The 17,870-nt window shown below is 71.4% G+C and carries 16 protein-coding genes; 7 read left to right on the top strand and 9 right to left on the bottom strand.

What is annotated here, in order from left to right:
• Positions 1-52 precede the first annotated feature (52 nt).
• Together IEY56_RS13250 and IEY56_RS13240 are read left to right on the top strand one after the other, a co-directional pair.
• The gene (locus IEY56_RS13250; protein WP_189037375.1) at positions 53-433 is read left to right on the top strand and encodes a F0F1 ATP synthase subunit epsilon; all 381 of its coding nucleotides are present in this window, start codon (positions 53-55) and stop codon (positions 431-433) included.
• A gap of 187 nt (positions 434-620) precedes the next feature.
• A complete protein-coding gene (locus IEY56_RS13240) occupies positions 621-1,178 on the top strand; it encodes a DUF2550 domain-containing protein (protein ID WP_229711887.1) in 558 nt (185 codons plus the stop codon).
• A gap of 33 nt (positions 1,179-1,211) precedes the next feature.
• Here IEY56_RS13240 and IEY56_RS13235 read toward each other — a convergent pair whose 3' ends face one another.
• From IEY56_RS13235 to IEY56_RS13225, 3 genes are all read right to left on the bottom strand, one after another.
• Complete coding sequence (locus IEY56_RS13235; protein ID WP_189037374.1) at positions 1,212-2,138, bottom strand: AEC family transporter; 927 nt, start codon at positions 2,136-2,138, stop codon at positions 1,212-1,214.
• Positions 2,139-2,244: 106 nt separating this feature from the next.
• A complete protein-coding gene (locus IEY56_RS13230; RefSeq protein WP_189037373.1) occupies positions 2,245-2,931 on the bottom strand; it encodes a response regulator in 687 nt (228 codons plus the stop codon).
• Positions 2,928-4,337 (bottom strand): sensor histidine kinase, encoded by a 1,410-nt coding sequence (locus IEY56_RS13225; protein WP_189037372.1) that lies wholly within the window; start codon positions 4,335-4,337, stop codon positions 2,928-2,930. Before IEY56_RS13225 ends, IEY56_RS13230 begins: the two co-directional genes overlap by 4 nt.
• Positions 4,338-4,502: 165 nt before the next feature.
• Between IEY56_RS13225 and IEY56_RS13220 the strand changes: the two genes are divergently transcribed.
• Complete coding sequence (locus IEY56_RS13220) at positions 4,503-5,096, top strand: hypothetical protein (protein WP_229711858.1); 594 nt, start codon at positions 4,503-4,505, stop codon at positions 5,094-5,096.
• A gap of 172 nt (positions 5,097-5,268) precedes the next feature.
• Here the strand turns inward: IEY56_RS13220 and IEY56_RS28440 are convergent, their stop codons facing one another.
• The 4 genes from IEY56_RS28440 to IEY56_RS13200 form a co-directional block, all read right to left on the bottom strand.
• A complete protein-coding gene (locus IEY56_RS28440) occupies positions 5,269-5,583 on the bottom strand; it encodes a hypothetical protein (RefSeq protein ID WP_229711857.1) in 315 nt (104 codons plus the stop codon).
• 54 nt (positions 5,584-5,637) lie between these two features.
• The gene (locus IEY56_RS28840; RefSeq protein ID WP_268241328.1) at positions 5,638-6,819 is read right to left on the bottom strand and encodes a hypothetical protein; all 1,182 of its coding nucleotides are present in this window, start codon (positions 6,817-6,819) and stop codon (positions 5,638-5,640) included.
• A 235-nt stretch (positions 6,820-7,054) separates the two neighbouring features.
• The gene (locus IEY56_RS13205; RefSeq protein WP_189037370.1) at positions 7,055-7,672 is read right to left on the bottom strand and encodes a hypothetical protein; all 618 of its coding nucleotides are present in this window, start codon (positions 7,670-7,672) and stop codon (positions 7,055-7,057) included.
• Between the two features lie 78 nt (positions 7,673-7,750).
• Positions 7,751-8,347: a hypothetical protein gene (locus IEY56_RS13200; protein WP_189037369.1), complete on the bottom strand. Its 597-nt coding sequence runs from the start codon at positions 8,345-8,347 to the stop codon at positions 7,751-7,753.
• Between the two features lie 675 nt (positions 8,348-9,022).
• On the opposite strand from IEY56_RS13200, the gene IEY56_RS13195 reads away from it, so the two are divergent.
• A complete protein-coding gene (locus tag IEY56_RS13195; protein WP_229711856.1) occupies positions 9,023-10,213 on the top strand; it encodes a glycoside hydrolase family 3 N-terminal domain-containing protein in 1,191 nt (396 codons plus the stop codon).
• A gap of 80 nt (positions 10,214-10,293) precedes the next feature.
• Here IEY56_RS13195 and IEY56_RS13190 read toward each other — a convergent pair whose 3' ends face one another.
• On the bottom strand, positions 10,294-10,866 hold the full coding sequence (locus IEY56_RS13190; RefSeq protein WP_189037368.1) for a cob(I)yrinic acid a,c-diamide adenosyltransferase: 573 nt from the start codon (positions 10,864-10,866) through the stop codon (positions 10,294-10,296).
• 136 nt (positions 10,867-11,002) lie between these two features.
• Positions 11,003-12,691 (bottom strand): APC family permease, encoded by a 1,689-nt coding sequence (locus IEY56_RS13185; protein WP_189037367.1) that lies wholly within the window; start codon positions 12,689-12,691, stop codon positions 11,003-11,005.
• A gap of 786 nt (positions 12,692-13,477) precedes the next feature.
• Between IEY56_RS13185 and IEY56_RS13180 the strand changes: the two genes are divergently transcribed.
• The 3 genes from IEY56_RS13180 (at position 13,478) to IEY56_RS13170 (ending at position 17,843) form a co-directional block, all read left to right on the top strand.
• Entirely contained in the window at positions 13,478-14,326 is an 849-nt protein-coding gene (locus IEY56_RS13180) for a 3-hydroxyacyl-CoA dehydrogenase family protein (RefSeq protein ID WP_189037366.1), read from the top strand.
• Between the two features lie 243 nt (positions 14,327-14,569).
• Positions 14,570-14,902 (top strand): STAS domain-containing protein, encoded by a 333-nt coding sequence (locus tag IEY56_RS13175; RefSeq protein ID WP_045862606.1) that lies wholly within the window; start codon positions 14,570-14,572, stop codon positions 14,900-14,902.
• Positions 14,903-15,044: 142 nt separating this feature from the next.
• A complete protein-coding gene (locus IEY56_RS13170; RefSeq protein WP_189037365.1) occupies positions 15,045-17,843 on the top strand; it encodes an ATP-binding protein in 2,799 nt (932 codons plus the stop codon).
• Positions 17,844-17,870: the final 27 nt, after the last annotated feature.

Here is a 17,870-nt window from a genome sequence, read left to right as displayed (position 1 = left end):
CGTCCCCGCCTCCGCACCCCTTATCCTTTTCCTAACCTACGAAGGAGCCACTGTGGCTGAGCTGCACGTCGAGTTGGTCGCCGCGGACCGTCAGGTCTGGTCGGGCGAGGCCAGCCTGGTCGTCGCGCGCACCACTTCGGGCGACATCGGCGTCATGCCCGGCCACCAGCCGCTGCTCGGCGTGCTGGAGCCGGGTTCGGTCACCATCCGCACAGCGGGCGAAAGCGGTGAGGGCTCAGTCGTCGCCGCGGTGCACGGCGGGTTCCTCTCCTTCGCGGACGACAAGCTGTCGCTGCTCGCGGAGATCGCGGAGCTTGCGGACGAGATCGACGTCGAGCGGGCGGAGCGGGCCCTGGAGCGGGCGAAGTCGGAGGCCGACACGGCCGCCGAGCGGCGCGCCGAGGTCCGTGTGCGCGCGGCGGCGGGCCGCTGAGGCGCCCGACGCCGGGCGCGACGTCCGGCACGACTGGTACGAAGCTCAGCCGCGGGCTGGCCCGGGTAACCCCGGACCGGCCCGCGGCTGAGCCCATACAGAGGGGAACGCGGGATCCACTAGATCCGGCGGTCCCGGGGTCACCGCGTCACATGCGGTACGAGAGAGTGCGAGGAGGTCGGTGATGATGGTCCTCGTTCTGTCCCTGTGCGGCGCGGCCCTGCTGCTGGCGCTGGCGGGTCTGTTCGCCTTCGGGGTGCGCCGCCGGCTGCTGCAGCGCTCCGGCGGCACTTTCGACTGCAACCTGCGGTGGGACGCGCCCGAGCCCGCCGTGTACGCCGACGAGACGGCCCACGACGACCAGGCGCGAAGCCGTGACGGGGGGCTCGAATCCGGCCGCGAGCCCGCCCGTGAACGCGATCACGCCCGCGAGCATGACCGGGGGCACGGGGGCAAGGGCTGGGCGTACGGCATCGCCCGCTACAACGGTGACCAGATCGAGTGGTTCCGTGTCTTCTCCTACGCTCCGCGCCCCCGCCGCTTCCTGGAGCGCAACCTGATCGAGGTCATCCAGCGCCGCCGCCCCGAGGGCGAGGAGGAGCTGGCGCTCCTCTCCGACGCGGTGATCCTGGCCTGCTCCCTGCACGGCACGCGGGTCGAGCTGGCCATGAGCGAGGACGCGCTGACGGGCTTCCTCGCCTGGCTGGAGGCGGCACCGCCCGGCCAGCGCGCCAACGTGGCCTGAGCCGCCCGCGTCGAACCGTCTGCGAGGCGCCGCTCAGCCGAGGAGCGCGGCGACGAGCACCAGCACGGGCGCCGCCGCCAGCGTGGAGAGCAGGATGGACTCCCTGGCGAGCCGCGTACCGAGGTCGTACCGCGACGCGTAGGTGAACAGGTTCTGCGCCGACGGCAGCGCGGACGTCACCACCACGGCGAAGAGCGCCCCGCCGGTCAGTCCGAAGGCTCCCGCCCCGATCGCCCACGCCACCAGCGGCTGTCCGACGGCTTTGCACACCACCGCCAGTACGACCGGCAGTCGCTCGTGTTCCTTGGAGAGGACCGCGCTGCCGCGCAGGGACATCCCGAAGGCCAGCAGCACGGCCGGCACGGACACCGCGCCCACCAGCTGGAACGGTTCGAGCACGGGCCCGGGAAGGGTGAGCCCGGTGGCCGCCACCGCCACTCCCGTCAGAGAACCGACGACGACCGGATTGCGGAACGGTGTCGTCAGGCGCCGCACGACGCCACCGCGCTGCCCCGAACGCTCCGAGAAGACGTCGAGTGCGGTGAGCGCGACGGGGGAGATCACGAGCTGCTGGAAGAGGATGATCGGCGCCATCAGCGTGGCGTCGCCCAGTACGTACGCGGCGACGGGAATCCCCAGGTTGCCCGCGTTGACGTAACTGGCGCACATCGCGCCGACGGTGCTCTCGCCGGGCGGCCAGCGGCGCAGGGCCGCCACACCCAGGTAGAAACCGGCGACGGCGAAGGTGCTGAGCGCCGTGATCAGCAGCGGGCCCGAGGTGAGCGCCGTGAGGTCGGCCCGTGCCATGGTCTCGAAGAGGAGAGCGGGAGTGGCGACGTGGAAGGCGAGCTTGGTGAGGACCTCGGGACCGTTGGCCCCCAGGAGCCCGTGCCTGCCGAGCGCGTAGCCGGTGGCGATGACGCATGCGATCACCGCGAACCCTGTGAGCACTCCGGTCATGACGGACGGCTCCGCGTCCCGGACGTCAGTTGGTGCATGCTGCAATTGTCCGTGTCCGTACATCCGTCCCTGAAGACGGGTGCCGGTGGCGGGGCCGCCTCGGGGCTCAGCCCCCGGTGATGCCCGACTCCTGGGCGAGTACGGCGGCCTGGGTGCGGCTGCGCAGGCCGAGCTTGGCCAGCAGCCGGCTGACGTGGGTCTTCACCGTGGCCTCCGCCGTTCCGAGCCGGGCTGCCGCCTCCGCGTTGGAGAGGCCCGCGCCGAGGCAGCCGAGCACTTCTCGTTCGCGTGGGGTGAGTTCGTCGAGTCCCGGAGGGCACGGACGAGCGGGTGCGGGACTCCGCCCGCCGGAACGGGCGAACTCCGCGATGAGGCGCCGGGTCACGGCTGGTGCGACCATCCCCTCGCCGCGGGCGACGGTCCGTACGGCCTCCACCACCTGTGCCGCCTCGCTGTCCTTGAGGAGGAATCCGGCCGCTCCGGCGCGCAGCGCGCCGAAGACGTACTCGTCGAGGTCGAAGGTCGTCAGCACCAGCACGTCCGCCAGTCGCTCGCGGGTGATGCGCTCCGTCGCCGTGACGCCGTCGAGGCGGGGCATCTGGACGTCCATGAGCACGACGTCCGGGCGGAGTTCACGGGCGAGCCGCACCGCCTCCTCGCCGTCGCCGGCCTCTCCGGCGACCTCGATGCCCCTGGCGTGGCGCAGGATCAGGACGAGGCCTGCCCGCACGGCCTGCTGATCCTCGGCGACGAGCACGCGGACGGGCGGCGGGACGTCGGTCTCGTCCCTCACCGGAGACTCCTCTCGTCGACGGGCAGTTCGGCCCTGACCTCCCACACCGCGGAACCCCGGGCGTCCGCCGCGGGGCCCACGCGCAGCTCGCCGCCGAGCAGCTCCACGCGCTCGCGCATGCCGATGAGGCCCGCGCCGGAGCCCGGCGCGCGCGGGGCGGCACTGCGCCGGACGCCGTCCAGCGGGCTGGTGACGCGCACCGTGAGGGCCGTTGCGGCTGCGGCAGCCTCACCCGAGTCGCAGTGCAGCTCCACCACGACCGTGCCGTCTCCCGCGTGCTTGAGCGCGTTGGTCAGCGACTCCTGTACGACGCGGTACGCGGCCAGCTCCACCGGTGCGGGCAGCGGCGTCTCCTCGGACGCGGGCTCCCTGCCGTCGCGCAGCGTGAAGCGCAGCCCGGTTCCCGCCGCGCCGGTGCGCGCCCGGTCGATGAGGGCGTCGAGTCCGGCCAGGGTGGGGGAGGTGGGCGGCGTCCCGTCGTCGTGCGGGTCCCGGAGCAGTCCGATGAGGCGGCGCATCTCCGCGAGCCCCTGCACGCTGTTCCGGCGGATGACGCCGAGCGCCTCGTCCGCCGCCTCGCGGAACCCGTCGGACGTGTCCGCAGGACCGTCCTCGTCTCCGCCGTCCCGCTGCTCCCCGGCGCCGCTCATGGAGAGGGCCGCCGTGGAGTGGATGGCGATGGCGGAGAGGTGGTTGGCGACGACGTCGTGCAACTCCCGGGCCATACGGGCGCGTTCGGCGGTGACGGCCTGCACGCGGTCCATCTCGGCCAGCAGCGCCGTCTGTTCGGCGCGCAGCCGTTCGGCGGCGGCCGCGTTGCGGTGGTCGCGGACGACCAGACCCGTCCACGCGGGCACGATGGTGATCCCCGCGCAGAGCACGCCCAGCAGCAGCGTCTCCGATTTGCGGAAGGCGGCCATGAGCCCCAGCGTGACGGCCACCGTCACGGCGACGCTGCCCGGGAGCACGGCACGGGCGGTGCGCGGAGGGCCGTACAGGACGGCGGCGTACACGATGTCGGTGAAGACGATCACGGTGGCGAGCAGGGAGCCCATCATGAAATCCCCGGCGAGCGCCGCGACCGCGACCGCCAGCGCCCACGGCTGGGCCGACCTGCGGCCGAGCGCCGTGAGGCACATGACGGCGAGCGGGACGAGCAGCCAGGCGCCGTAACGGCGGCCTACGGCAGGGGTGTTGTACAGGCCCAGCTTCCACAGGATCAGGCCGCCGGCGAACCCGGAGAGCGCGATGAGCACGCCGTCGCGGTGCGGGCGCAGCGCGTCGAGGCGGCGCGTTCCGCGGTGGGGCTCGCCGCGCGGGGCCGCGGAGGGGCGCGGCGCGGAGAGGGATCGCGGGCCGTCCGTGGTGCGCGGCTGCGCGTTCGGGGAGCGGGACGTGCCAGGCATGGACCCATCTCAGCACGGGTGCCCGGTGCGACGCGCCCCCGCTTCGGACGAGGCCGGTACATCGAAGGATGCAGTGCGGCTGCGCGTGAATCGTCGCCGGTGAGGACGCCCGGCCACACCGGCGGCTGGAACGCTGGGGGCGGAGCCGAGACGGAGGAGGCAGGCGTGATCGTCACGCTCATCGTGATGTGCGAGGTCGGCTTCTGGGCGCTGCTCGCGGCCGGCCTCGCGCTGCGCTACCTGGCGCGGATGCCGCGTGCCGGTGTCGCCGTGCTGCTCTGCGAGCCGCTGCTGGAAGTGGTGCTGCTGGTGGTCACGGCGGTCGACTTGCGCAGCGGCGCGACACCGGACTGGAAGCACGGCCTGGCCGCGGTCTACATCGGCTTCACCGTCACGCACGGCCACTACATGATCAAGTGGGCGGACGGGCACGTACTGCACCGGTTCGCGGGCGGGCCGCGGCCGGGACCGCCGCGCTACGGCATGGCCAGGGCGGTGCACGAGTGGAAGATGTGCGCGCGGGCCGTGGGGGCGGCCGCGATCGCCGCGGTCCTGCTGCAGCTCGCGGTCTGGTACGTGGGCGACCCGGGGCAGAGCGCCACGCTGCGCGAGTGGCAGGGGAAGATGGGCCTCGTCGTGGGCATCAGCGTGATCATCGCGCTCTCCTACACGATCTGGCCCAAGACCCCGAAGCACGGCGACCACTCCGGCGAGGGGGAGCCTCAGGCCGGTGCGGAGAGAGGACCCAAAGCCCTGTAGGGCGGGGGCTGGAGGACCCAAGGCCCTGCACGGTCTGGGGTGGGGGGATCCGGGGCTCTTCAGGGCGGGGGAGCCGAGCGGCTCGGCGGGTGGAGACGTCCACCGTGCCGGGCCGCTCGCTGCTGCCCCGCGGTTCGGGCCCGGTGGGCCGTGGCTGCTGGGGGAGCGGCGGCTACGGCTCGCCGGCCTCGGGGGCCGGCGCGGAGGTGTCCGGGGGTGGGGCACCCTCGTCGGTGACGGCCGGACCCGAGGTTCCCGCATCGGACGTGTCCTGGGCCGGGCGCTCCCGGTCGGGGGCCTCGCCCGGGTCGCGCAGCCGCGTCGCCAGCCGGTAGTCGACCCGTACGTCGCTGTAGCCGGTTCCCGCCTCGACGCGTTCCGGCAGGTTGGTCCGCTCGCTGCGTGACGTCGACTCCCGTCCGGGCGATCCGTGGAAGCGCACCGCGGTCAGAGGCTCGTCGGCGAAGCGGAGTTCATCGGCCCGCACCGACGCCGAGAACTCGATGTCCGGAGACCCGCCGTCCTGCGCGCCCGGGCCGTTTCACGGCGGTTCGTCGCGGTCGCGCCTGCGGGTGGGACGTCGCCGGGGCCGCTCCTCCGAGCTGCCGGACGCCGTCTTGCCGGCCTTCTTCGCGGTACGGGTGGCACTCTTGCCGGCCTTGCGCACCGTGCGACCGGACTCGTCGATGACCTTGCCCGCCCCTTCGCCGACGTTCTTGGCGGTCTCCCCTGCGCCTTCGCCGACGTCACCTGCCGCTCTCCCCGCGCCTTCGCCGACGTCCTTGGCGGTCTCCCCGACGCCTTCGCCGACGTCCTTGGCGGTCTCCCCGACGCCTTCCCCGACGTCCTCGGCAGTCTCCCGGACGCCTTCGCCGACGTCCTTGGCGGTCTCTCCCGCGCCTTCGCCGACGTCCTCGACGGCGCTGCCCGCGCCCTCGCCCACGTCTCCGACGGCCTTGCCGGCGCCTTCGCCGACGTTCTTGGCGGTCTCTCCCGCGCCTTCGCCGACGTCCTCGACGGCGCTGCCCGCGCCCTCGCCCACGTCCTCGACGGCCTTGCCGGCGCCCTGTCCGACCTGTTTGACTCCTTCGCCCGCGCCCTCGCCGACGTCCTGCACGGCGCTTCCCGCGCCCTCGCCGACATCCTCGACCGCCTTGCCGGCGCCCTGGCCGACGTCTTCCACCGCCGACGAAGCCCCGCGTCCGAGCTCTCCGACGGCCTCTCCGGCGCCTCCGCCGATCTCCTTCGCGGCGGCGCCCAGGCCCGAGGTGAGGTGTTCGAGGATCTGGGGGTTGCGGTCGATCGTCGTCAGGACGCGGCCGATGACCTGCGCGACGTTGTCGAGGCGGACCTTGAGCAGGGCCTGTACGTCCACGCCCTTGATGCCCAGGTGCACGCGGCCCAGTTCGACGTCCGCGCCGACGTTGAGCTTCAGGATGTCCAGGACCTCGGCCTGCAGGGAGACCCGGGCCCGCAGGTCCTCGACTTCGAGGTCGATCTCGTCGACGTGCAGCTGCGGCACGTCGAGGAGGACGTCGGGGTCGTCGTCGCGCGCCGGCCGCTGCACACCCGAGGGGTAACCGTCCCGCGACCGCTCAGGCTCGCCGTCGTACTCGTCGCTGTACTCCGGGCCGTAGTCCTCGTCGTAGTCGTCGTACTCCTCGACCTCGCGGCTCCGGTCGTCCTCTTCCTCCCGGCCGGAGGTGCGGTCCTCGTCACTCATGGTCGCTCCCGGGGTAGCGGGTGCGTACAGATCCCGCGTTCCACCCTAAAACGGATGTTCCGGGCCTGCTGACCGAGGCGGCGAGGAGGCGAAGCGGCGAGGCGGTGAGGCGGCGAGGTCGCGAGGAGGTGAGGCCAGGGGCTCGGCCCGTACGCGCGCGGAGGCCCGGCCACGCGTGCACGGGAACGCGGGCCGGGCCGGCGGTGGGGGGTGGCGACCTGGGGGGAGCGCCTGCTCAGCCGCAGTGCTGCTTCTTCTCCTTCTTGGTCATCTTCCGCGTGTGCTGGGTCTTGGTGCTCGGGGTGTCCGGCTTGGGGCCCTTGGCGGTGAACGGCACGTACCAGATGTGGTGGCCGTAGAACTTGTCCTCGAAGTGCATCTCGTACGTGCCCTCGACCTCCTGCATGGCGGCCTCGCGCGTGATCCAGCCGACCTTGCCGGGCTTGACCTCGACGTTCGTCTGCTGCTCCTCCGTGTGCGAGCTCTCCCAGGAGTGCTGGTAGCTCGCCGTGATGGTCACCTTGAACAGCTCGGTGAAGCCGTACTCGGCGGTCATCGAGACGCCGACGGTGTTGGTCTCGCCGGTCGTGTCCGACCAGCCGACGCTCGAACGCTGCGTCTTCTCCGTGCAGTTGAAGGCGCTGTCGCCGACCTGGTGGGCCTCGCCCATGGAGTCCTCGGGGAGGCCGGAGGGGTGGAAGACGCACAGGTCGGTGCCGTCGTTGCACTGTTCGAGCAGTTCTCTGGTGGTGGGCTGCTCCTCGTCGGCCTGCGCGGCCGTGGGGAAGAGCGCTGTGGCGCCCAGGGTGGTGATGGCGATCACCAGCATGGACAGCTTGTTGCGGCGGTTCATGATGCCTCCGGCGAGGGTGGGGGTAAGGCGAGTGGTGCGGGGACCGGTGCTGCGTCCACTGCGTCTCGGCTGAGGTGGTCAGCTGAAGCTGATGGACTGCGTACGGTCGTCCAGCGCGTCGCCGATGTCCGGGGTGAGCTCGTCGAAGGGTCCGTCGCGGTCGCCGCCGAGGCCCGGCTCGGAGTACAGGTTGAGCGTGCAGTTGCCCCAGGGCTGGACGGCGGAGATCTTGTCCTTCCACTCGTCGGCGAGGTCGATCTGGAAGTCGACGTCGTCGGCGTCGCCGTCGCAGAGTTCGGCGTTCTTGACGGTCAGTGAGCCGCCGCCGTACTGGGTGTCCGCGAACAGGGTCGCGGCCATGATGTTCCCCTCGCCCTGGGTGTCGTCCGCGGAGGCGAGCGGCGCCGCGTCGGCGCCGGCCTTGGTGCTCCGGGTGCCGTCACCGGACGCCCTGACGAGCTTCTCGCTGCCGGGGACCCCGGTCGCCTCGGTCAGGCTCTCGAAACACCGCGTCTCGCCGCTCCCGGCGTCGATGGTGCAGTGGTTGCCCTGTCCCTTGACGTCCGCGCCGTCCTCGGAGATGGCGCCGTTCGCGACGGGCACCGCTATGACGCCCGCCAGGAGCGCCACCGTGGCGACGGTGATACGCGTGCGTCGCCTCGCATTGCTGGCCATACAGAACTCCAACCCCTCTTGGCTGACCTGCAGTTATCAGGTCCAGGCCTGTGGGAGCGATAGTACTCACGGAATTCGGGGGCAAAGCCGAAGTCCGTGATCGCCTTTAAGTCACGGGGTTCGTAAGAGGGAATGCCCCGGGCGGCCTCAGACGCATTCTTCCTGGTTGCCGACGTGGGGTGGGCCAGCGGAATGCGGTACGCCCGGTCCGTCCGTTTAATCGGCGATCAGAGGTATGCAGAGACTGTCGAAGCAATGCGGATTGCGGACGCGGATGCGCCTCTGAACAGGGTTTCTGTCGGCGTCCTTCCGGTCGCGGAAGGGTCCGGAAAGGAGAACCTCAGGGCAGGGTGAAGGAAGACTTAACAAAAGCTTAAGCGCCGCAACCGGGCGAGGGGTGACGGAAAAACCGGGACATCCGGCTTGTAATTCCGAGGCGTTCTTCCCCGTTCGGGGCGCGCCCAATCCCGGTGCCGTCCCCGTTCCGGCGCGGGTGAAATCGGACGCCTTCCGCCGCCCCTCCTCATTGGGGGGACCACTGTCGCCTGCCGCAACGATGCGGTTAAGTGAGAGCCCGTCAGGGCGGCCCCCTGTCCCGCTGCGGCCGCGGGCCCTAGCGTGCTGCGTGCCGCACCACGCCCCCGACCGCGCGCCAGCCCGTGGAGGTACCCCTAGATGATCAGCAAGCGAGCCGCCGGTGCAGTCGTCACGGGCGTCCTGGCCCTGGCCGCCGTACCGATGACGCTGACCGCCGTCGCCTTCCCGGGCAGCGGTGAGGCCGGCCCGAAGGCGGCCCGCGACGGGCGGAGCCCCGCGCCGGACGGCTCCGCCTGCGTGGAACGGACGGCGGCCGAGCTGACGCTGGAGCAGCAGGTGGGCCAGCTCTTCATCAGCGGCGTGGACGCGGACGAGCCCGCGGAAGCCGAACTCGCCGCCGTGAAGGACCTCCACCTCGGCGGGGTCATCCTGACGAACGGCAGCGAGGCCGGAGTCGACACGACGCGTCAGGTCAGCGAGCGGGCGAGGGAAGCCGCCACGGGCGACGTCCCGCTGTGGGTCTCCGCCGATCAGGAGGGCGGCAAGGTCCAGCATCTGAAGGGGCCCGGATTCGACGCGATGCCCTCGGCCGTCGAGCAGGGCAAGCTCGACCCGGCGGCGCTGCGCTCCCAGGCGGCGGGCTGGGCGGGTCAGTTGAACTCGGCGGGCGTCAACGTGAACCTGGCGCCCGTACTGGACACCGTGCCCGAGGACCTCTCGGACGAGAACGAACCCGTCGGCAAGCTCCAGCGCAACTACGGCACGACGCCCGAGGCCGTCGCCGCGAGCGGCACCGCCTTCCAGGAGGGCATGGCGGACGCCGGCGTCACCACGGCGGTCAAGCACTTCCCCGGCCTGGGGCGGGTGATCGGCAACACCGACCACAGCAAGGACGTCGTGGACGACGTCACCACCCGGGACGACGCCTACCTCCGACCGTTCAAGGAAGGGCTGTCATCGGGCGATTCGCTGGTGATGATCTCCAGCGCGCGCTACGCCAAGATCGACCCGGACAACATGGCGGCCTTCTCTTCGGAGATCCTCACCGGCATGCTCCGCGAGGACCTCGGCTTCGACGGCGTCATCGTCTCCGACGACCTGGGTGCGGCCAAGGCGGTCGAGGACGTACCACCGGCGGAGCGGGCCCTGCGCTTCCTGGACGCGGGCGGCACTGTCGTCCTCAGCGTGGACGCGGGCGTGCTGCCCGAGATGGCCGGCGCGGTGCTCCAACGCGCCCGGGCGGACGAGCAGTTCCGCGCCGGCGTGCAGGCCGGCGCGGAACGTGTGGTGAAGGCCAAGGGCGCCGCCGGGATGCTCGACTGCGGCTGACGGTCCGCGGGCAGGGAACGCGCCGAACCGCACCCGGCGCCCGCACGGGGCGGCGCACCTGCCCGCCCCGGAGGGCTCGGTCAGCGGTTCTCGCCCGGCACCCACAGCACGTCGCCGATCTCCTTGTTCGCCGAGCGGGCGAGGATGAAGAGCAGGTCGGAGAGGCGGTTGAGGTACGTCGCCGTCAGCGGGTTCATGCTGTCGCCGTGCTCCTCCAGGGCGGCCCAGGTGGAGCGCTCGGCCCTCCGTACGACCGTGCACGCCTGGTGGAGAAGCGCCGCGCCGGGGGTTCCGCCGGGGAGGATGAAGCTGCGCAGCTTCTCCAGATCTTCGAGGAAGGTGTCGCAGTCCTCTTCCAGCTTGTCGATGTAGGACTGCTCGACGCGCAGCGGCGGGAACTCCGGGTCCTCGACGACGGGCGTGGCGAGGTCGGCGCCTACGTCGAACAGGTCGTTCTGGACACGCACCAGCACCGAGGAGATCTCCTCGGGCAGGTCGCCGAGGGCGAGCGCGACCCCGATCGAGGCGTTGGCCTCGTTGGCGTCCGCGTAGGCGGCGATGCGTGTGTCGGTCTTGTGCGTACGGCTCATGTCGCCGAGGGCGGTGGTGCCCGTGTCGCCGGTCCGGGTGTAGATGCGCGTCAGATTGACCATGCCGTCGAGACTATGCCCTCGCTGCCGGGGAGTTGCCGTGCGTCCGGCGCCCCGGCCGCCGGGGAGGACGAGCAGCGGGCCCACGGCGTGCTTCCGCCGTGGGCCCGCTTCGCTGCGCTCGGTGCGGGGGCCCGGTTCAGTGCTCCTGGGAGCCCCGGTCCTGGAGGATCTCGCGTACGCGCTCCGTCGGGAGCGCGCACCGGAGTGCGAGCCATATGACGATGGCGGTCAGTACGAGAGTGGCTGCGGCGCCGAGGTTGAAGTCCAGGAGGCCGAGGTTGCCCGCGTTCTCCTTCTCCTCGGGGTAGTCGCCGAGGTAGCTGATCAGGGCCAGCCCGGCGTACCACACCAGGAGCCACCAGCCGTGCCGGAAGTCGAGGGGAGGCGTCTGCTGCTTCGCCACCTTGTAGTACACGGCCATCAGGACGTAGCCGAGGAGGATGGCGATGAACAGCTTCCAGTTGGTGTCCCAGCCCGTCCAGTAGACGATCAGGTTCGTGGACCACAGGGCGAGGAAGCCGATGATCCACACCCACCTGTCGCCGAGGCGGAACGGGCGGTTGTAGTCGGGCATCTGCTTGCGCATGGCGAGCAGCACCAGCGGGCCGCAGCCGAAGGAGAGCACCGTCGAGTTCGTGACGAACTCGACCAGCTTGCTCCAGCCCGGGAACGGCAGGAAGAAGAAGCAGCCGACGATGAACGCGAGCACGAGGCTGACCCAGGGGACGCCGGTCCGGTTGACCTTCGCGAGCCCGGCGGGCGCGTTCCGGTTGCGGCCCATCGCGTACGAGATGCGCGCGGTGACGCCGGCGTAGATGAGACCGGTGTCGCCGGGGGAGATGATGGCGTCGGCGTAGAGAATGCCGGCGAGCCATACGGCCCCGAGGATCCCGGCGATGGCGGCGAGGGGGCCGAAAGTCGCGAGCACGTCGCCGTGCGAACTGAAGTGAGCTCCGACGGCCTGCCATCCCTCCGCCCTGATCGCTTTCGTCGGCACGGCTCCCAGAAAGGCGACCTGCAGCAGGATGTAGATGACGCCGCAGATGACGACGGAACCGATGAGGGTGAGTGGGACATTGCGCTTGGGATTGTCCGTCTCGCCGGCGAGTTCGACGCCCTGACGGAATCCGAAGAAGGAGAAGGCGATACCCGCTGTCGCCACGGCGGAGAAGACGCCCTGCGAACCGTACGGCGCGAATCCGCCGAGCGAGGGGGCGGTGAAGTGCGAGGGCTCGAAACTCAGGGCCATGAATACCGCGATCACCACGAGGATGACGGCGAGCTTCCACCACACGAGCACATTGTTGATACGCGCGAACCAGCGCACCCCGAAGAAGTTGACGATCACGAACACCGCCATGAGCGCTACCGAGACGACCGTGCCCGCAGGGGTCAGCACCGCCTCGTTCTCCTGGATGCGCTGCAGCCAGGGCACGTAGTTGGTGGAGTACTGCACGACGGCGAGGACTTCGACGGGCGCGACGGCCGCGGCGGCGATCCAGGTCACCCAGCCGATGGAGAAGCTGGTGAACGAGCCGAACGAGTAGTGGGGGTACCGCGCGACGCCGCCCGAGTGCGGGAACATCGTGCCGAGCTCGGAGTACGTCATCCCGATGATGACGAACATGACGCAGCCGAGCGCCCAGGAGATGATCGCGGCGGGACCGGCGAGCTGCGCGGCGTCGAGGGCACCGAAGAGCCAGCCGGAACCGATGATCGACCCGACGGCTGTGAACAGCAGTCCGATCGTCCCGAATTCACGCTTGAGTTTTGTGTCGTCACCGCCTTCGTGAAGCGGTTCCTCGGGGCTGCCTTCGACGGCCATGTAACGGCCTCCTCCTGTCTGGCTCGAACTCTCCGGTGCGGCCGCGGGGGGTTTGCGGCCGGGCGAACTCCAGCAGAGTGCGCGCGCTGCCCCGTCGGTGTCCAGTAAGGCCCCTGTTCTTTGGGAAACCCTTGCGTTAGGAGAGCGAAAACTCGGCGGAATTCCGGGCATGGCGTGATGTAAGGAATGCCGGTATTCGTGTGTGCCGTGCGTCCGCGATGCGAAAGAGATGTGTGCCCGGCGTCACGGATGCGGCAGGTTCGGGCACGTGGAGAGTCTCCTCCTTCGCCATTCCGGCCCCTCGTCGGGTGAAGTCCTCACGCACCGCGGTCACCGCACAACGGAACGGTAAAAATTGCGGGGCGGTATCGAGCCACGCCGGACGGGGCGCCATCAGGATGAGAACAGGATGAGAATTCGCGCCGGGGCGGCCACGGCGCGCGGCCACCGTGCCGCGTCCCGGTCTCTGCGGCGGCGCTGCCCGGGAGGTGCGCCCTCCGGCTGCGGGGCGGCGGCCGCACGGGCCGCGCGCAGATCGACGCACCGTCGGCGGGGGTGCCGTTTGGCCTCCCAACTGATCGGCACGTAACGTCAGTTGGGCAACCGCCGTGGTCTTTGCGCAGGACGCATCGCCCGAACCCGGTCATGCCGCGCGGATCGGGCGCCGGGAATGTGATGTCCGCCATGTGAGACGTGACGCGTGTCTCTTCACCGCCACAAGATCTTCGTGAGGCGCTAATGTCCGGCCAACAGGCGTTCAATTGAAGGCAAGGCTAGGTGACAGTCGTGGCGAAGAAGCTCGCCGTCATCGGTGCCGGGCTCATGGGCTCCGGTATCGCTCAGGTCTCGGCCCAGGCGGGTTGGGACGTGGTGCTCCGCGATGTGACAGGCGAGGCGCTCACCCGCGGTACGGACGGAATCAAGCGTTCGTATGAGAAGTTCGTGAGCAAGGGCAAGCTCGAGGCGGAACAGGCCGAGGCGGCCCTGGAGCGCATCACCACGACCACCGACCTGGACGCCGCGGCCGATGCCGACGTCGTCGTCGAAGCCGTTTTCGAGAAGATCGAAGTGAAGCGGGAGATCTTCGGCAGGCTGGACACGATGGTGAAGGACGAGACGATCCTCGCCTCCAACACCTCCGCGATTCCCATCACCAAGATCGCGGCGGCCACCACCCGCCCCGAACGGGTAGTCGGCACGCACTTCTTCTCGCCCGTGCCCATGATGGCCCTGTGCGAGCTCGTGCGCGGACACCGCACGAGTGACGAAACCCTGGCCGACGCGCGGCAGTTCGCGGAGTCGGTCGGCAAGACGTGCATCGTCGTCAACCGCGACGTGGCCGGCTTCGTCACCACCCGGCTCATCTCCGCGCTCGTGGTCGAGGCGGCGAAACTGCACGAGTCCGGCGTGGCCACCGCGGAAGACATCGACACCGCCTGCAAGCTGGGCTTCGGTCACGCCATGGGACCCCTGGCGACGGCCGACCTCACGGGCGTCGACATCCTCCTGCACGCCAGCGAGAACATCTACACCGAGTCGCAGGACCCGAAGTTCGCGCCCCCGGAGTCGATGCGCAGGATGGTCGACGCGGGTGACATCGGGCGCAAGAGCGGTCGCGGCTTCTACGAGCACTGACCGCCACCGCGGACACTGACCGGCGTCACGGGCTCCGGCCGGCGGCGGCAAACAGAAGAAGCAGAAGAAGAGACAACACTGACGACCGCTCGACGGCGGCGCGTTCGGTGCGGCGTCCCCCGCGAGGGTGAACTCCGTATCGGTTCGAGCACGGACGGCAACCAGCCCGCCCGGAACGCAGTCAGTCGTAGTGACATTCGGACGTGAAGGCACGCGGACCAGCGACAGATCCGGGGAGCAGCTATGCACATCAGGGGCGACCACGCCGAGCTGGCCGTCGGGGGTCGCCTCGATGTCCGGAGCGCGGCGGACGCCCGTACGGTCCTGCACTCCGCCGTCGACTCCGGCGACGGCGACCTGGTGCTCGACCTGGCCGGACTCGACTCCTGGGACGCGACGGGACTCGGGGTGATCATGGGGGCGCACCGCAGGGCGGGCCGATGCGGACGCCGGCTCGTGCTCCGCGACGTACCCCCTCAGATGCAGCGGCTGTTGGTAGCGACCCGCTTGCACCGGATTCTGGCGATCGAGGGCGGGCTCCCGGCCGCGGAGACGCAGATCCTCACCAAGCCGTAACTGACGGAGCGGTTCAGGTCTTGGCCGCTTGGTAATACTGTGCCGAAGCAGCGCCCGGTACTGCCGTTCGCGTCGACCTGCGACGGAAGAAAGCCGATGAAGGCGGGGCGTGCCCGTACCGCAGTCACTGGGGGCATCCAGCATGGTTCAGCACGGCGACAATCAGCACGGCGGTGAGCAGGAGGAAGGCGCCGGCGGCACCCCCGCACGACCGGAGGGCGCCGGGGACGGCCGTTCCGCGCACGAACCCGCTCCCGTGCCGCTCGTGCGGATCGTGGCGGGGTCGCATCTCGTCACGGTCAACCCCGTCGACGGCAGCGAGATCGAGCCCTGCCCGCCGGACGAACTGCCCGCCGCACCGCGGAAGCTGGCTCCCGGCGAGCGAGCCGGGAGCGGCGTCGGGGCATCCGGCTCCTCTGAGGACGCGGCCGCCGGGGGAGGCGCGGCCGCGCAGAGCGCGTCCGCGATACCGATGCTGGAGCGCGAGGAGGAGCGCGACGAAATCGCCCGCGAACTCGCGCGGGGCCGCACCATCCGCCTCACCGGGCCCTCGGGCGTGGGGCGTACCACGCTGCTGGACGCCGTGGCCGAGGACGTCGCAGGGCTCGCCCCCGACGGCGTCGTACGCCTCAACGGCCACCAGCGCACGCCGGAGGACCTGCTGCAGGAGCTGTTCTCCGCGGTGCACGCGGCGTCCCGGCACCGTCCCTCGGACGAGGAGCTGCGGGCCGCGCTGCGCGAGGTCGGCGCCGTCGTCGTCGTCGACGACCTCGCCTTCGGCGGTGACGCGCTGGACCAACTCCTCGACGCCACACCGGAATGCGCGTTCCTCCTCGCCGCCACCCCGGATGTGCCGGCGCCCTCCGCGGACGCCCACGTGGAGGACTTCGCGCTGGCCGGCCTCAGCAGGACGGGATGTCTGGAGCTGCTCGAACTCGTCGTCCGTCGCCCCCTGACGAACGAGGAGCTGGACGCGGCGGGAGACCTGTGGTTCGGCGTCGAGGGCGCCATGGAGGGCCTGCCGCTGCGCTTCGTACAGGCCGGTGCGCTCCTGCGGAACGGCTCGGCCGGGGACTTGACGAGGGCGACGTCCGCTCAGGAGCAGCCCGGGGCCGACGCGTCCCGCGGCCGCACCTCGTCCGGCGGCGCCCGCGGCGTGACCGCCGTGGTGGCCCAGCACCTGTCGCCGGAGGCGCGGGAGGTATTGCGCTTCGCTCTCGCACTCGGCGGCGAACTCCCGCACCAGAAGCACCTTCCGGCCCTGGTGGGCGAGCCCAAGGCGGCGGACGCCGTCGAGGAGCTGGCCGGTGCCGGTCTCATCACCGCCCACGGCCCGCGTCACAAGCTCGCCGCCGGAGTCACCGGTGAGCTGACCGCGGCCGGATTCGCCGACGGGACGCACCACCGGGCGCTGAGCGCCGCGCACCACTACAGCTGGTGGGCGGGCCAGCCCTCGGCCGGCCCCCGCCAGGTCGCCGGCGAGGCCGAGGCGGTGCTCGCGGCCGTGCACGGGGCGCACCGCGGCGGCCACGCCAGTTCGGCGGTGCTGCTGGCGCGTACGGCTGCTCCCATCCTCGCCGTCTCGATGCGCTGGAGCGCGTGGGAGCGGCTGCTGAGGGCCGGGCAGGAAGCCGCGCGGACGGCGGGCGAGGTGGCCCAGGAGGCCTACTTCCACCACGAGTTGGGAGTGCTGGCGCTCTGCACGGGGGAGCTGGAGCGGGCGCGCGTCGAGCTGGAGGCGTCGATAGCGCTGCGCGGTGCGCTCTGGGACCAGCAGGGCACCTACACGGGACGACGGGCGCTGGCCCTCGTCGCGGACCTGGCGGGAGCGGTGAGCGTCGAGGCGGCAGTGCAGGACGCCGGGCCCGCGGCGGAGCCCGAGCCCGAGCACGTGACCCCCGCCTACGAGCGCGGGACGCCCTACGGGGACCTGGAGCCGTACGGGGAAGAGGCCCTGTACGGCAGCGCTGCGGGCCGGACAGGGCTGGACGCCGAGCCGGACCCGGGGCCCCGGCCGTCCCGTCTGAGCGCCGCCTTCCGTCAGGGGTCCGGAGCAGCGCCGCGTCCCGCCTACCGGCGCGACGACGACACGACTCCGATCGTCGCGGCCACCGCTTCCCAGGCGGGCGACGGAAGCGGCAAGGTCGACAAGAACGAGAAGGCCGGCCAGTTCGCTGCGGGGACGCACGGCCCGGCCGGCCGTCAGAGGTCCGGCAAGCGCGCCAACATGGCCGCTGCGGGAGCCGGCGCCGTACTCATGGCCGTACTGGGCGCGATCATGGGCCTGGGCTCCATGCCCGACGACGGACCCGGCCCCGACGACGGGGGCAACAAGCCGGACGCCTCGACGTCCCAGCCGGACGAGAGCGACCTGAACGCCGACGACCCGGACTCCAGCAGCCCGGCGCGGAGGGCGGACAAGTCCAGGAAGCCGAGCGACGACAGCAGTTCGCCCGAGGCGTCGGACAGCTCGACGCGGCCCGCCCCGAGCGACAGCAGCTCGGAGCCCGAGGAGGACCCGTCGAGCAGCGAGCCGGGTAACTCCGGTGGTTCGAACGGCAACTCGTCAGGCAACGGCGGCGCCGACGGGGGCGCCGACGGCGGTGCGAACGGAGGTGCCGACGGTGGCGCCGACGGCGGCGCTGACGGTGGTACGGACGGTGGCGCTGACGGCGGGACCGATGGCGGTGCCGACGGTGGTACGGACGGTGGCGCCGATGGCGGTGCCGACGGTGGTACGGACGGCGGCGCCGATGGCGGGACCGATGGCGGTGCCGACGGTGGTACGGACGGTGGCGCTGACGGCGGGACCGATGGCGGCACCGATGCCGGCGGGGGCAGCAACAGCGGCGGAACGTCCGGCGGAGGCAGCGACAGCGGAGGCACGTCCGGCGGCACCCCGTCGCCGACCGGCTCTCCGACCGGTTCCCCCATCGCCTGACGGACGGCGCCGGGAAAGGCAGGACGT

It is taken from the genome of Streptomyces daqingensis, from assembly GCF_014645895.1.
In the GTDB taxonomy this organism is placed as follows: domain Bacteria; phylum Actinomycetota; class Actinomycetes; order Streptomycetales; family Streptomycetaceae; genus Streptomyces; species Streptomyces daqingensis.
The sequence above is the reverse complement of the archived record's forward strand: the minus strand, read 5'-3'. Positions and strand labels throughout refer to the sequence as shown.